Annotated in this window: 8 protein-coding genes and 1 tRNA gene; all 9 read left to right on the top strand. The window is 70.5% G+C overall.

The annotated features are described in order from the left end of the window. Positions 1 to 1,550: 1,550 nt before the first annotated feature. The 9 genes from dnaA (at position 1,551) to ABD811_RS06410 (ending at position 15,306) form a co-directional block, all read left to right on the top strand. Positions 1,551 to 3,617, top strand: a complete 2,067-nt coding sequence (gene dnaA, locus ABD811_RS06450) for a chromosomal replication initiator protein DnaA (protein ID WP_344942249.1) — start codon at positions 1,551 to 1,553, stop codon at positions 3,615 to 3,617. A gap of 653 nt (positions 3,618 to 4,270) precedes the next feature. Continuing rightward, complete coding sequence (gene dnaN, locus ABD811_RS06445; RefSeq protein WP_344942247.1) at positions 4,271 to 5,398, top strand: DNA polymerase III subunit beta; 1,128 nt, start codon at positions 4,271 to 4,273, stop codon at positions 5,396 to 5,398. 595 nt (positions 5,399 to 5,993) lie between these two features. Then, positions 5,994 to 6,914 carry a phosphogluconate dehydrogenase (NAD(+)-dependent, decarboxylating) gene (gene gnd, locus ABD811_RS06440; protein ID WP_344942244.1) on the top strand — a complete coding sequence of 307 codons (921 nt, stop codon included), beginning with the start codon at positions 5,994 to 5,996 and terminating at the stop codon, positions 6,912 to 6,914. 120 nt (positions 6,915 to 7,034) lie between these two features. After that, positions 7,035 to 8,159, top strand: a complete 1,125-nt coding sequence (gene recF, locus ABD811_RS06435) for a DNA replication/repair protein RecF (RefSeq protein WP_344942241.1) — start codon at positions 7,035 to 7,037, stop codon at positions 8,157 to 8,159. A 43-nt stretch (positions 8,160 to 8,202) separates the two neighbouring features. Next, positions 8,203 to 8,799 (top strand): DciA family protein, encoded by a 597-nt coding sequence (locus tag ABD811_RS06430; RefSeq protein WP_344942238.1) that lies wholly within the window; start codon positions 8,203 to 8,205, stop codon positions 8,797 to 8,799. Between the two features lie 732 nt (positions 8,800 to 9,531). Continuing rightward, positions 9,532 to 11,469 (top strand): DNA topoisomerase (ATP-hydrolyzing) subunit B, encoded by a 1,938-nt coding sequence (gyrB, locus tag ABD811_RS06425; protein ID WP_344942235.1) that lies wholly within the window; start codon positions 9,532 to 9,534, stop codon positions 11,467 to 11,469. A 268-nt stretch (positions 11,470 to 11,737) separates the two neighbouring features. Further along, entirely contained in the window at positions 11,738 to 14,251 is a 2,514-nt protein-coding gene (gene gyrA, locus ABD811_RS06420) for a DNA gyrase subunit A (RefSeq protein ID WP_344942232.1), read from the top strand. 30 nt (positions 14,252 to 14,281) lie between these two features. Beyond that, the gene (locus ABD811_RS06415) at positions 14,282 to 15,142 is read left to right on the top strand and encodes a DUF3566 domain-containing protein (protein ID WP_344942229.1); all 861 of its coding nucleotides are present in this window, start codon (positions 14,282 to 14,284) and stop codon (positions 15,140 to 15,142) included. 90 nt (positions 15,143 to 15,232) lie between these two features. Next, positions 15,233 to 15,306 (top strand) — tRNA-Ile (locus tag ABD811_RS06410). Positions 15,307 to 15,585 lie beyond the last annotated feature (279 nt).

Below are 15,585 nucleotides of genomic sequence, written 5' to 3'. Positions count from 1 at the left end.
TGCTGCTGCGCAGCCTTTACGATCTTGGCCCGCACAGCGGTCGCTCACCGCGCTGGCCCGGGCGGCCGAATGCTCCCGCACGGGCACCTCCCTCACTCCTCCGCTCCGGCCCTCTCCAGACGCACAACCCCTGGAGAAGCGCCGCAACGGCACGTGCCCCTGCGCGGCCTCTCACGCGCAGGGGGCGACCTCACCGCACGGCGGTCGTTCCGCACTGGCTCGCTGGGCCGAACCTTCCGCACGGCCCCTCCCTCGCTCGTCCGCCCCCGACCCGCAAGCTCCCGGAGAAGCGCCGCAACGGCACGTGCCCCTGCGCGGCCTCTCACGCGCAAGGAGGAGACGTCCTCGACCGCACAGCGGTCGCTCCCGCACTGGCTCGCTGGGCCGGACCTTCCGCACGGCTCCTCCCTCGCTCGTCCGCCCCCGGTCCCCTGGCAACGCACGCGCCAGGAGGGCGCCGCAGCGGCCCCGCGCCCCTGCGCAGCCCTAGCGCACGGGACACCCCTCGGCTCCGCGGCGGCCGCTCGCCGCACTGGCCCCGGTATGCCGAACCTTCCGCAGGGCGTCCTCCCCACTCATCCGCTTCGGGCCCCTCTGGAGCGCGAACTCCCCAGCGGGGCTGCAACGGCACCGTGGCGCGCGGCCTACCCACGCGGGGGGACATCGGCCGCACGGCAGTCGCTTCCCGCATTCCTCGCCGCGCTGGCTCGGGCCGGCCGATGCTCCGCACGGCACCTCCTTGCTCGTCCGCCTCCGGTCCCTCTGGCAGCGCACGCGCCAGGAGGGCGCTACAACGGCACCGTGTCCCCGCACGACCATTCAGCACGGGGCGTCCTCGGCCGCACGGCGGTCGCTCCGCGCGCTGCCTCCAGGCGGCCGAATGCTGCCGCCCGGCGCCCTCCCCACTCGTCCGCTCTGGCCCCCGGGAACGCAGCTTCCAGCAGGGCGCTGTAACGGCACCGTGCCTCTGCGTGGCCATTCAGCACAGATGACCTCAGCCGCACGGCGCTCGCTTCTTGCGCTGCTCTTCGCACACGGCTCCGGTGGGGGGGACTCCGGCGCCGTTTGCCTGGGGCCCGGGGGCTGTCGCCGTTTGCGGGGTTCTTGTTGGGGGGTGGGTGGGCTGTGGATGGAGTGCTTTGGGGGCTGGGGTTGCGGGGGTGGGCTGTCCCCAGGGTGGGGGGTTGTTGTGGATTTCTCGTGGTGGTGTGGGACTTGTGTTGCGAGCATCGTCGGGCGGGCGCTAATGTCTTCGATCGAGCTGGCAGGGCCTATGGGCTTGTGTGCCGGCACCCCCTCTCCTGAAGGATGCCGCGGGTTCGCGCGGCGCGAACGCTCCCCGATCAACGCCTGACCGGTCACGTGCGCTGTGACTTTTGCACAGGGGTTTCCCCATGCTCATGCACAGCATGTGGACAACTCTGTGGACAACTCGTGAGAGAGTAGGTCTTCCGCAGCGCCGGGTGTGGTCTTTGGGGCGTTCTCGTGCGCGCGGGACAGCTGGGCAGTAGGTAACTCCGGGTGACGGAGATTGGGGAGGGACCTTGCGCATGGACGGTCAAGATCTCGCATCGGTCTGGGCCCGCACCCTCACTGCGCTGTCCGAGGGGGAGCTCCCCGCGAGCTACCGTGCGTGGCTGCCGATGGTCCGTCCGCTGGCGCTGGTTGAGGGGACGGCGCTGCTGGCCGCGCCCAACGAGTTCGCCAAGGACGCGTTGGAGACCCGGCTGCGCAGCCTGATCACGCAGGCGTTGTCCCACGAGCTGGGCCGGGAGATCCGTGTCGCGGTGACCGTCCAGCCGGATCCGCCCGCCGCGCAGGGGGCGCAGCCCGAATCGCAGGGCCAGGGGCACCACGAGATGGGGCCGTCGTACGGCGAGCGCCCCTACGGGGGCGAGCCCTACAACGAGGCGTACAACGAGGGGCCTTACACCGAACGCGGTCCGTACGGTGGGGCGGACCGTTACTCCGAGTACTCCGAGCAGGGGTACGGCGGGCTGCCCCAGAACGTCCCCGGTGGTTATCCCCCGCCTGGGGATGACGACCGGGGCTGGCCCCAGCGCGACAACGACCACTACGCGCCGCGTCCCGTTCCCTACGGGCTGGGGCCGGAGCTTCAGCGCGACCAGCACTTCCCGTTCGATCCGCGCGGCCAGCACGGCGGCTACCCCGGTCAGGGCAGGCCAGGGCCGGGGGCAGGGCCCGGGCCGCGTCCCGGCGACGGGTACGGGCCCGGCGGGCAGGGGCAGCGAGGGCAGGCCCCGCAGGCAGGCCCCGTCGGTCACGGGCATGCCCCGTCACATCTGAACGACCGCACGCTCGGGGCGCCGCGGCGTGGTCCCGGTGGGGGCCTGGAGGGGCAGCAGCGCGGGGAGTCGCAGAACGGGCGGCAGGACGAGCAGCCCTTCCAGGACGACGAGCAGTCGTCGCTGGGGGAGGCGCCGGGGAGCGTGGGGGCGAGCGGCTCCCCCTCCCCTGAGGCGGCCCCCGGGCACGGTCCCATGCCTGGTGGTGGGCCGGTGCCGCCGAACGGGCCCGTCGCGGGTTACACGGGGCCGGCGCCGGGGGGTGTGGGCGAGCACGCCCGGCTGAATCCCAAGTACACGTTCGAGACGTTCGTCATCGGCTCCTCGAACCGTTTCGCGCACGCCGCCGCCGTCGCCGTGGCGGAGCAGCCCGCCAAGGCGTACAACCCGTTGTTCATCTACGGGGACTCGGGGCTGGGCAAGACGCACCTCTTGCACGCGATCGGGCATTACGCGCAGAGCCTGTTCAACGGGGCGCGTGTCCGGTATGTCAGCTCCGAGGAGTTCACCAACGACTTCATCAATTCGATCCGCGACGGCAAGGCCGACGGGTTCCGCCGCCGCTACCGGGATGTGGACATCCTCCTCGTCGACGACATCCAGTTCCTCGAGGGCAAGGAACAGACCCAGGAGGAGTTCTTCCACACCTTCAACACGCTCCACAACGCGAGCAAGCAGATCGTGATCTCCAGTGATCGTCCGCCCAAAGAACTGGTGACGCTGGAGGATCGGCTGCGCAACCGGTTCGAGTGGGGGTTGACCACCGACGTGCAGCCGCCCGAGCTGGAGACCCGGATCGCGATCCTGCAGAAGAAGGCGCGCCAGGAGGGCCTGGCGGTGCCGCCGGACGTGCTGGAGTTCATCGCCTCGCAGATCGCCACGAACATCCGGGAGCTGGAGGGCGCACTGATCCGGGTGACGGCGTTCGCCAGCCTGAACCGGCAGTCGGTGGACATGAAGCTGGCCGAGATCGTCCTGAAGGACCTCATCCCCAACGACACCGGCCCAGAGATCACCGCCGCGATGATCATGGCCCAGACTGTGGAGTACTTCGGGACGACGATCGAGGACCTCTGTGGACCGTCGCGCTCCCGGATGCTGGTGACCGCCCGGCAGATCGCCATGTACCTGTGCCGCGAGCTCACCGACCTGTCGCTGCCCAAGATCGGACAGCAGTTCGGCGGCCGCGACCACACCACCGTGATGCACGCCGAACGCAAGATCCGGGCGCTGATGGCCGAGCGTCGCGCGATATACAACCAGGTCACGGAGCTGACGGGACGGATCAAGCACCAGGCCCGCAAACGCTGAACGGCGGCCCGCCGGGCGCCTCGGAGGCCCGGCCGGGGAAGGGTCGCGGCGGTCGGCGACGGCGTCGCAAAGCGGACGATCGGCGCCCGGCACGAATCCCCTTCACCCACAGCCTGTGGAAAACCTTGGGGATTTCCGTGGAAAACCCCTGGGACAACTTGCGGACAACCTGCGGAGAACCTGAGGACGATGCGTGGACGAGTTGGGGATCGTTGGGGACGGCCGACCGGCCCCCTGGGGACGACCCCGTGGAAGGCCTGGGGAATACCTGGGGACGCCCTGGGGACGCGCGTCGGTCCGATGCCCGCCGGCCGCGACACGGACGCGCGAGGCCGGGACAACCTGCGGAAAACTCGTGGACAACCGGGGGACGAGATGAGGATGGCGTGTGGGGACAATCGCTTCGTCCTCAGGCCGGGCCGTCGTGCACACCCGGAACGCACAGCCGCCGTGGACAAAAATTCGCGCCGTCACCTGGGAAAACGCGTGTTGTCCACACTATCCACGGCCCCTATGACGAGTACTTCCCTATGTACTTCCCAAGAGAAAACTCATCTCAACTCAGGGCCTGGGGATCCCGTGCCCCGGGCGCGCCGACTGAACGATCTCTTCCACCTCACCCCTAGTCCGAAACCTGCAGGAGGCGGGTCCCTGTGAAGTTCCGCATCGACAGAGACGCCCTGGCCGACGCCGTGGCCTGGACGGCACGGACCCTTCCCGTCCGGCCGCCGGTGCCCGTGCTGGCGGGCATGCACATCCAGGCCGCCGACCGGCTGACGCTGTCGGCGTTCGACTACGAGGTGTCGGCGCAGGTCGCCACCGACATCGACACCGAGGAGCCGGGCACCGCGCTGGTGTCGGGACGGCTGCTGGCCGAGATCTCGCGCAGCCTGCCCCCACAGCCTGTGGAGGTGAGCACGGACGGCGCCAAGGTGATGCTGCGCTGCGGCAGCGCGAAGTTCACACTGCTGACCATGCCTGTGGAGGACTACCCGACGCTGCCGGAGATGCCTCCGGCGGCGGGCGCGGTGGGCAGTGACGAGTTCGCCGCCGCCGTCGGCCAGGTCGCCATCGCCGCGGGCCGGGACGACACGATCCCGATGCTCACCGGCGTCCGGGTGGAGATCGAGGGCGAGACCGTCACGCTGGCCTCCACCGACCGCTACCGGCTGGCCGTGCGGGAGCTGCACTGGAAGCCCGAGCGTCCGGACTTCTCGGCGGTCGCCCTGGTGCCCGCCAAGACCCTGGCCGACACGGCCAAGTCGCTGACCTCGGGCGCCGAGGTGTCGATCGCGCTCGGCGGCGCGGGTGGCAGCGGCGAGGGCATGATCGGGTTCGCGGGCGGCGGCCGCCGCACCACCTCCCGGCTGCTGGACGGCGACTTCGTCAAGTACCGCTCGCTGCTGCCGAGCGAGTACGCCGGGCTCGCCGAGGTGCAGACGTCCCCGTTCATCGAGGCGGTCAAGCGCGTGTCGCTGGTGGCCGAGCGCAACACGCCGGTGCGGCTGTCGTTCCGGCAGGGCGAGGTCGTCCTGGAGGCGGGCACCGGCGACGAGGCACAGGCCGTGGAGGCGCTGGAGGCCACGCTGGAGGGCGAGGACATCGACATCGCCTTCAACCCCGGGTTCCTGCTGGACGGGCTGTCTGCGATCGGCTCGGACGTCGCACGGCTGTCGTTCACCACGCCGACCAAGCCCGCCGTGCTCACCGGCAAGCCGCCGGAGGAGGGCTCCGACCCCAACTACCGGTACCTGATCATGCCGGTCCGGCTGTCCGGCTGAGCGTCCGGAGGTTCGCTGCGGGTCCGGCCGGCATAACCGGCGACGCCGGGGCATACCGGAACGGGACGGGAGGCCGGGACGCGTCGGTCGATCGGGTCGCGTGCGGCGCCGGGGGCGGCGTACCGGTCCGTCCCCCACGGTCGTAGCCTCACAACCGAAAGAGCAGCGAAACAGTCAGAACAAGCCGGAACGAGCGAAGAAGCCGAACGCACGCGTGACCGGCGCGCCCCCCGGGCCGCCGAACGGCGCCCCCCGCCGCACGGTCGTTCGTGGACGGTTCGCACGGGAGTGACCGCGCCGCCGTGGGTAGGCCCTGGGCCATGCGGGCACGGTCATACCAGGACGAACCGCGTCACGGGCCCGAGCGCGGGCCGGCCGGACGCCTGCCGCGGCCTACGGGGCGACGTCGGGAGCACGTCCCGGGCCGCGCGGGCCGTCCGGCCTGGGCCGTCCACAGGCAGTGGACGGAGCGGGCCGCCGCCGGTCCGAGAGGCCGGACCCGTCCGAGGCCCGCGGGGCCGCGGACGGGCGGCCGCAGGGGCGGGCCGGGCGCGCCGAAGGCGGACGAGCCGAACGCGACAGGGAGAGTTGAAGCATGGAGCTGGGGATCATCGGCCTCGGCAAGATGGGCGGGAACATGGCCGAGCGCCTGCGGCGCGGCGGCCACACGATCGTCGGCTACGACCGCAACCCCGACGTCAGCGACGTCGGGTCGCTGGCGGAGCTGGTCGAGCGCCTCACCCCGCCGCGGGCGGTGTGGGTGATGGTGCCGGCGGGGCAGCCGACCCACGACACCATCCACAGGCTGGGGGAACTGCTGCAGGCCGGGGACGTCGTCGTCGACGGCGGCAACTCGCACTATGTGGACGACCAGCGGCACGGCGCGGAGCTGGGCGAGAAGGGCATCGGCTTCCTCGACTGCGGCGTCAGCGGCGGCGTGTGGGGGCTGGAGAACGGCTACGCCCTCATGGTCGGTGGCGACGACGAGCACGTGAAGCGGCTGATGCCGATCTTCGAGACGCTCAAGCCGGAGGGCGAGTTCGGCTTCGTGCACGCCGGCAAGATCGGCGCCGGGCACTTCGTCAAGATGGTCCACAACGGCATCGAGTACGCGATGATGCAGGCCTTCGGCGAGGGCTACGAGCTGATCGAGGCCAGCGACATCGTCACCAACGTCCCCGAGACGTTCCGCAGCTGGCAGGAGGGCTCGGTCATCCGGTCCTGGCTGCTGGACCTGATGAACCGGGCGCTGGCCGACGACCCGCACCTGGACGAGATCCGCGGCTACGCCCACGACTCCGGCGAGGGCCGGTGGACGGTGCAGGCCGCCGTCGACCACGCCGTCCCGCTGCCCGCCATCACCGCGTCGCTGTACGCGCGGTTCGCCTCCCGCCAGCAGGACTCCCCCGCGATGAAGGTCGTGGCGGCGCTGCGCAACCAGTTCGGCGGCCACGCAGTGGAGGCCGCCAAGGGCGCCGACTCCCCCGGCGCCGACGTGACCCCGCCCGCCGTCTGATCCCCAGGCGTACACCCCCCGCACCCATAGTTGTCCACAGGTCTGTGGACAACTATGGGGCGGCTGTGGGAGACACGCCGTGGCGGACGTGGCCCGCGGGAGGCTCTACGCTCGTGTTCCGTGCACGTCGCCCACCTTTCGCTCCAGGACTTCCGCTCGTACGCCTCCGCCGAGGTGGCGCTTGAGCCGGGGGTCAGCGCGTTCGTGGGCCCCAACGGGCAGGGCAAGACCAACCTCGTGGAAGCCGTCGCCTACGTGTCCACCCACGGCAGCCACCGTGTCGCCACGGACGCCCCCCTCGTCAGGCAGGGCGCGCCCCGGGCCATCGTGCGCGCCGGAGTGGTACGGGACGACCGCAAGGCCCTGATCGAGCTGGAGATCAACCCGGGCAAGGCGAACCGGGCCAGGCTCAACCGCGCCCCTGTCCCCAGGCCACGCGAGATCCTGGGGATGCTGCGGACGGTCCTGTTCGCCCCGGAAGACCTGGCTCTGGTCAAGGGCGACCCGGGGGAGCGTCGCAAGTTCCTGGACGAGTTGCTGACGGCGCGCGCGCCCCGGTTCGCGGGGGTGCGATCCGACTACGAACGTGTCCTCAAGCAACGCAACGCCCTGTTGAAATCGGCGGCCGCCCACAGGCGCGCCCCAGGTGCCGAGGTTCTGGCCACTCTGGACGTGTGGGACTCCCACCTCGCCCGTACCGGCGCCGAGCTTCTCGCGGCCCGGCTCGACCTCGTCGCCGCGTTGCGTCCGCTCATGGCCCGCGCCTACGAAGCCCTGGCCCCGTCCGGTGGCGCGGCCGATCTCGCCTACAAGTGCTCCTTGGGCGACGTCGAGTTGTCCACAGACCGTGCACAACTGGCCGAGGCGTTGCTCAAGGCGCTGAACGAGACACGTCGCCAGGAACTGGAACGCGGGCTCAGCCTCGTCGGCCCGCACCGGGACGAGCTTCTGATCCGGCTGGGGGACCTGCCCGCGCGCGGCTACGCCAGCCACGGCGAGTCCTGGTCGCTGGCTCTGGGACTGCGGCTGGCCGCCTACGAACTGCTGCGAGCCGACGGCGACGACCCCGTCCTGATCTTGGACGATGTGTTCGCCGAGCTCGACGCCGGCCGTCGCAGCCGCCTGGCCGAGATGGTCGCCCCGGCCGAACAGGTCCTCATCACCGCCGCCGTGCCCGCCGACGTCCCGGACGAGCTGACCGGCGCCTCGTTCGCCGTGTCCGACGGCAAGGTGACGCCGGCATGACGTCCCGGCAAGGCGCACCGCGGCGGCCCGCAGGGGAGCCGACATGAACGATCATCCACAGGATGTGCACAACCCCGCGACCCCCGGGGCCGAGGCAGAGTCGAGCGCTTCGGCGGAGCCTCAGGCGCCGCGCCCAGACGGCCAGAGCCCCGCGCAGCCGCCGGAGCCGCCCGCCAAGTCGGGGATAGAGCTGGCGCGCCAGGCCCTGGCCCAGGCCAAGGCGGACGCTCGCAAGCGCGGCTCGGTGCCGGGACAGGGGGGCGGCCAGCGCAAGACGCAACGTCCCGTACGGCTGAGGGAACCGGGACGGGGCGGCGACCCCAAGGCGTTCGGCGCGGCCATCCGTGAGCTGCTGGCCTCACGGGGATGGGAGCAACGCGCCGCGGTCGGCGGCGTCTTCGGCAACTGGCCCGGCATCGTCGGCCCTGAGCTGGCCGAGCACACCCGTCCCGAACGCTTCGAGGACGGCGAGCTGACGGTCGCCGCCGACTCCACCACCTGGGCCACCCAGCTGCGCCTGCTGTCGTCGACCCTCGTCAGGCGCCTGAACGAGGAACTCGGCCACGGCACCGTACGCCGCGTCAAGGTGGTGGGCCCGTCGTCAGGCCCGCGCCGCCCGGGCACCTGGCGCGTCCGCTGACCACCACCGCCGCGCCGGAGCGCCCCCGGCGTGACGGCCGCGCCGACCGGGCCGCGCCGACCAGGCCGTGGCCGCGCTGCGTGCCGGGGGCCGACCTGTAGTGGAGAACTCGCGGGCCGGATGCGTGCGGGATTCGTGGCCGAAGCGGTGAACAAGCGATGGTCCCGCAGGCGTCAGAACAGGGGCAGGAGACTGTCGGTGGCGGAGGTTAGGTTCGCCTTGTCGCGGGCCGGCCTCGCCGCCGGTGAGCGCGTTCGCGGGTCCCACGGTCGCACCCGGTGGACCAGCCCTGGACGGAGGCAGGACCACCCGGCCTCGCCGCGTACCGTCGAAGGGGAGCGCGGGACGAGGGCGAACATCTGTTCGGAGCGCGTGTCACCCGATTCCGCTGCCAGTGCCCCGTAGGGAAGATGACACCCCCAGTCGAATGGGGGGATGTGTCTCCTCGCCCGCTGGGCCGCCACACGCGCACACAGCGCCCGTGAGTGCCTCTTTTTGTCAGTCCACCCGGTAGAATGATGATGGGTTCAGGATGCTGCGCCGTCACGGGTCGCCCGGCTCCCCTCCGACGCAACGGAGCACGTGAAGGGTCCTGCCGCACATCGGCCGTCGGCCGATCGGGCCAGGGCCCCGCGGTGTTGGTTGGAGAAGGGCGCCCTTACGTGTGTTACGGGGCACACCGCGTTCCCCGCGAGCGCGGGACGGCGAGCGTCCCCGGCAGGAGGATCTCCTTTGGCGTACGACGCTAGTTCGATCACTGTCCTCGAAGGGCTGGAGGCGGTACGCAAGCGCCCCGGCATGTACATCGGCACCACCGGTGAACGCGGACTCCACCATCTCGTCTATGAGATCGTCGACAACTCCGTCGACGAGGCCCTCGCCGGCTACGCGGACACCATCGAGGTCACGTTGCTGGCGGACGGCGGCGTCCGCGTCAAGGACAACGGCCGCGGCATCCCCGTGGGCGAGCACCCGGTGGAGAAGCGTCCCGCCATCGAGCTGGTGCTCACCACCCTGCACGCGGGAGGCAAGTTCGACGGCAAGTCGTACGCGGTCTCCGGCGGTCTGCACGGCGTCGGCTCGGCGGTGGTGAACGCGCTGTCCACCCGGCTGGAGGCCGAGGTCAAGGTGGACGGGCACGTGTGGCGGCAGGCTTACACCTGGCGCGGCGCCGAGGCGCCGCTGGCCAAGGGCGAGCCGACCGACGAGACCGGCACCACGATCACCTTCTGGCCGGACCCGGAGATCTTCGAGACCACCAAGTGGAACTTCGAGACGCTGTCGCGGCGGATGCAGGAGATGGCCTTCCTCAACCGCGGCCTGTCCATCACGCTGCGGGACGAGCGGCCCGACCACATCAACGGTGAGCCCCGCGTCGCCCGCTACCACTACGAGGGCGGCATCGAGGACTTCGTCCGCTACATCAACAGCAAGAAGGACGCCGTCCACGAGTCGGTGATCTACTTCGGCGACGACACCGACGGCATGTCGGTCGAGATCGCCATGCAGTGGAACGCCTCGTACGCCGAGTCGGTGCACACCTTCGCCAACACCATCAACACCGCCGAGGGCGGCACGCACGAGGAGGGCTTCCGGGCGGCGCTCACCGCGATCGTCAACCGGTACGCCAAGGAGCAGAAGCTCCTGAAGGACAAGGACGACAACCTCACCGGCGAGGACATCCGCGAGGGCCTCACCGCGATCATCTCGATCAAGCTGGCCGACCCGCAGTTCGAGGGGCAGACCAAGACCAAGCTCGGCAACACCGAGGCCAGGTCGTTCGTCCAGAAGGCCTGCCACGAGCACCTGCGCGACTGGTTCGAGCGCAACCCGGGCGAGGCCAAGGAGATCATCAACAAGGCCACCCAGGCGGCGCGGGCCCGCATCGCCGCGCGGCAGGCGCGCGACCTGACCCGCCGCAAGAGCCTGCTGGAGTCGACGTCGCTGCCGGGCAAGCTGGCCGACTGCCAGTCCACCGACCCCGGCAAGTCCGAGCTGTACATCGTGGAGGGCGACTCGGCGGGCGGCTCGGCCAAGGGCGGCCGCAACCCGCACTTTCAGGCGATCCTGCCGATCCGCGGCAAGATCCTGAACGTCGAGAAGGCGCGGATCGACAAGATCCTCAAGAACAACGAGGTCCAGGCGATCATCACCGCGCTCGGCACCGGGGTGCACGACGAGTTCGACATCTCCAAGCTGCGGTACCACAAGATCATCCTGATGTCGGACGCCGACGTCGACGGCCACCACATCAACACGCTGCTGCTGACGCTGCTGTTCCGGTTCATGAAGCCGCTGATCGAGGCCGGGCACGTCTACCTGTCCCAGCCGCCGCTCTACAAGATCAAGTGGGACGCCCGCGGCTCGGACGTCGACTACGCCTACTCCGACCGGGAACGCGACGCGATCATCGAGGCGGGCATCGCCGCCGGCAAGCGCGACCCCCGCCCCCGCGACCAGGTGCAGCGCTTCAAGGGTCTGGGCGAGATGAACGCCAACGAGCTGTGGGACACCACCATGGACCCCGACAACCGCGTCCTGCTCCAGGTGACCCTCGACGACGCCGCCCAGGCCGACGAGCTGTTCAGCGTCCTCATGGGCGAGGACGTCGAACCGCGCCGCGAGTTCATCCAGCGCAACGCCAAGGACGTGCGCTTCCTCGACATCTGATGACGACTCCCTCGCCGTCCCTCCGGTCCCGTCCGGGTCCGTCTCCAGGGCCCGCGCCCGGCCACACCCACGGCCGGCCCGGCGCCCCGGAATCCGGCGCGGTGCCGCACGCGGAACGTCCGCGACGCGCGCGCGGCGGCGAGACCCGGGGCGGACGGACGACACAGGGGCCACGAACCTCGGGGGCAGGCGGCCCCGGGTCGGCGGCAGGCCGGGCGTGCGGGCCAGACGCCGACCGTACTTCACCCAGTAGAAGAGGTCTTAGACAGTGACGGACGTGACCACCGAAGGCGGGGGGCGGCCCGAGCGGATCGAGCCGGTCGACATCCAGGTCGAGATGCAGCGGAGCTATCTCGACTACGCGATGTCGGTCATCGTGTCCCGCGCGCTGCCCGAGGTCCGCGACGGACTCAAGCCGGTGCACCGGCGGGTGCTGTACGCGATGTACGACGGCGGCTACCGGCCCGACCGCGGCTACTTCAAGTGCGCCCGCGTCGTCGGCGACGTCATGGGGAACTACCACCCCCACGGCGACTCGGCCATCTACGACGCGCTGGTACGGCTGGCGCAGCCGTGGGCGATGCGCTACCCGCTGGTCGACGGCAACGGCAACTTCGGCTCGCGCGGCAACGACCCCGCCGCGGCCATGCGGTACACCGAGTGCCGCATGGCGCCGCTGGCGATGGAGCTGCTGCGCGACATCGACAAGGAGACCGTCGACTTCTCCCCCAACTACGACGGTCGCTCCGCCGAGCCGGACGTACTGCCGTCCCGCTACCCGAACCTCCTGGTCAACGGATCGGCGGGCATCGCGGTCGGGATGGCCACCAACATCCCCCCGCACAACCTGCGCGAGGTCGCCGACGGCGTCCAGTGGTACCTGGACCACTACGACGCCTCCGACGAGGAACTGCTCGAAGCGCTCATCCAGCGGATCAAGGGCCCCGACTTCCCCACCAGCGGCCTGATCGTCGGCCGCAAGGGCATCGAGGAGGCCTACCGCACCGGCCGCGGCTCGATCACCATGCGCGCCGTCGTCGAGGTCGAGGAGATCCAGGGCCGCACCTGCCTGGTCGTCACCGAGCTGCCCTACCAGGTCAACCCCGACAACCTCGCCCTCAAGATCGCCGAACTGGTCAAGGACGGCAAGCTCGACGGCGTCGCCGACGTCCGCGACGAGACCTCCGGCCGCACCGGCCAGCGCCTGGTGATCGTGCTGAAGCGGGACGCGGTCGCCAAGGTCGTCCTGAACAACCTCTACAAGCACACCCAGCTGCAGGAGACGTTCGGCGCCAACATGCTGGCGCTGGTCGACGGGGTGCCGCGCACCCTGCGCCTCGACCAGTTCGTCCGGTACTGGGTGGCGCACCAGATCGACGTCATCGTCCGCCGCACCCGGTTCCTGCTGCGCAAGGCCGAGGAACGCGCCCACATCCTGCGCGCCCTGCTCAAGGCGCTCGACCGGATCGAAGAGGTCATCGCGCTGATCCGGCGCTCCCCCTCGGCGCAGGAGGCCCAGCGGGGCCTGATGAACCTGCTGGAGATCGACGAGGTCCAGGCGCAGGCCATCCTGGACATGCAGCTGCGCAAGCTGGCCGCCCTGGAACGCCAGCAGATCACCGACGAGTACGACCGGCTCATGGCCGAGATCGCCGACTACAACGACATCCTCGGCTCCCCCGAACGGCAGCGCCGGATCGTCGGCGAGGAACTGGCCCCGATCGTCGAGAAGTACGGCGACGAGCGGCGCACCGAGATCATCCCCTTCGACGGCGACGTGTCCTACGAGGACCTGATCGCCGAGGAGGACGTCGTCGTCACGATCACCCGCGGCGGCTACGCCAAGCGCACCAAGACCGACCTGTACCGCGCGCAGCGGCGGGGCGGCAAGGGCGTGCGCGGCGCGCAGCTCAAGCAGGACGACATCGTCGACCAGTTCTTCGTCACCACCACCCACCACTGGATCCTGTTCTTCACCAACAAGGGCCGCGTGTACCGAGCCAAGGCCTACGAGCTGCCCGAGGGCGGCCGCGACTCGCGCGGCCAGCACGTCGCCAACCTGCTGGCCTTCCAGCCGGACGAGCACATCGCCCAGGTCATGGACCTGCGCGACTACGACGTCGCGCCGTACCTGGTGCTGGCCACCAAGCAGGGCAAGGTCAAGAAGTCGCCGCTGCGCGACTTCGACTCGCCCCGCAGCGGCGGCATCATCGCCATCAACCTGGCCGAGGGCGACGAGGTGATCTCCGCCCGCCTGGTGGCGCCCGAGGACGACCTGCTGATGGTCTCCACCGGCGCGCAGGCCATCCGGTTCCACGCCGACGACGACTCGCTGCGCCCGATGGGCCGCGCCACCAGCGGCGTCATCGGCATGCGGTTCGACGGCGACCACGAGGTCCTCAACATGCTGGTCGTCCAGGACGAGACGCACGACGTCCTGGTGGCCACCGAAGGCGGCTACGCGAAGCGGACTCCTGTGGGCCAATACCCTGTCCAAGGTCGGGGTGGTAAGGGCGTGCTCACCGCTAAGATCGTGCAAACTCGCGGCAGGTTGGTCGGCGCACTGATGGTCGGCCCGGACGACGAGGTGTTCGCGATGACCTCCAACGGGGGCGTCATCCGCACCAGCGCGGCCGAGGTCAAGCAGTCGGGGCGGCAGACCATGGGCGTGCGCCTCATGAACCTCGCCGACGGGGACAGCGTCGTCGCGATCGCGCGGAACGTAGAGTCCATGGAGGACTCGGACGCCGACAACGGCGGCGAGGAGAGCGAGAGTGAGTGACGTCCGCAGGCCCGCAGCCCAGGAGGAGACGTGAGCACCCAGCCCGGTAAGCCCAAGGGGAAGGCATCCGGCTCCTCGCCCGGCTCCTCGTCCGCCTCCGGGGGCGGCAAGAAGACCTCGGCGGGCTCGTCCCGGTCCGACCGGGACGAGGCGACCGTGAACATCCCCGACGCCCCGGTGTCCGACGAGACCCGGCCGGACCTGCGCGCCGCCAAGGACGACACCAAGATCGCGCCCGTCACGGACGACACGACCGTCGACGGCTGGGCCAAGCCGGCCGAACCGGCCGGCTCGGTCTCCGCCGAGCGCACCGACCAGCCGACCGGCCGCCCCGCGGGCTCGGGCTTCACCGGCACCGCCGTCAAGGACCGTCAGGCGCCCGGCGCGGGCCCGGTCGCCACACCGGTGGCCGGCGCCGCCGCGGCCGGTGCACCCGGTGCACCCGGGGCTCCGGGCGCGACGGGGCCCGGGCCGGGTGCATCCGCGTCGTCTTCGTCGTCCGCGTCGGGCCGCCCGTCCCGCAAGGCCCAGCTGCAGCTGTCACGCCTCGAGCCGTGGTCGGTCATGAAGTTCAGCTTCATGATGTCGCTGGTCTGCTTCATCGTCCTGCTGGTCGCGGTGGTCGTCCTGTACGTGATCCTGTCCGGCCTGGGCGTGTTCTCGGCGATCAGCGACACGGTCAACGACCTGACCCGCCAGCAGGGCGAGACGACCGGCGGCCTGGACGCCGGCAGCTGGTTCTCCTTCGCCCGCATCTTCACCTACACGCTGCTGGTCGGCGCGCTGAACGTGCTGCTGATCACCGCCCTGTCCACGGTCGGCTCGGTCATCTACAACCTGGTCGCCGACCTGGTGGGAGGCGTGGAGGTCACCCTCAAGGAGGCCGAGTAGCGACGGGGTCCGCCGTCCGCCGAACTGATTACCGGTCGCACCGCGCGATGGGGTAGTCTCTCGGTACGCCGCAAGGACGGCGACCCCCTCGGGCGTATAGCTCAGTCGGTTAGAGCGCATCCCTGATAAGGATGAGGTCCCAGGTTCAAGTCCTGGTACGCCCACTTTGTCCATTTTGCCCGGATTTTATCCGGGCATTTCGCTTTTCTGCCGCCCCACACAACTCAGTGGCGTGTCGCCGCAGGGGCGTACTCATGCCCCAGACAGTGTGCCAGGGATCCCGAGTCGAGCCGGTAGTCGCTGGCCGAAGGCTCCTTCAACAGATTGACCCTCGTTGATGGGCCGCCAGGGCTGGCTGCCGCATCATTAGGTGCGTGATCGGTCGCGGTGTTCGAAATCGTCAGCCCGCACCGAAGCCGACGCACAGCTTGGCCTTGCTCCGC

This window comes from Actinomadura miaoliensis (genome assembly GCF_039536785.1).
In the GTDB taxonomy this organism is placed as follows: domain Bacteria; phylum Actinomycetota; class Actinomycetes; order Streptosporangiales; family Streptosporangiaceae; genus Spirillospora; species Spirillospora miaoliensis.
This window is presented reverse-complemented; position numbering and strand designations above follow the sequence as displayed.

Bases quoted from the DNA above. Each gene is read 5' to 3' on its own strand.
- dnaA (WP_344942249.1), top strand. From the start codon at position 1,551: ATGGACGGTCAAGATCTCGCATCGGTCTGGGCCCGCACCCTCACTGCG.
- gnd (WP_344942244.1), top strand. From the start codon at position 5,994: ATGGAGCTGGGGATCATCGGCCTCGGCAAGATGGGCGGGAACATGGCC.
- ABD811_RS06430 (WP_344942238.1), top strand. From the start codon at position 8,203: ATGAACGATCATCCACAGGATGTGCACAACCCCGCGACCCCCGGGGCC.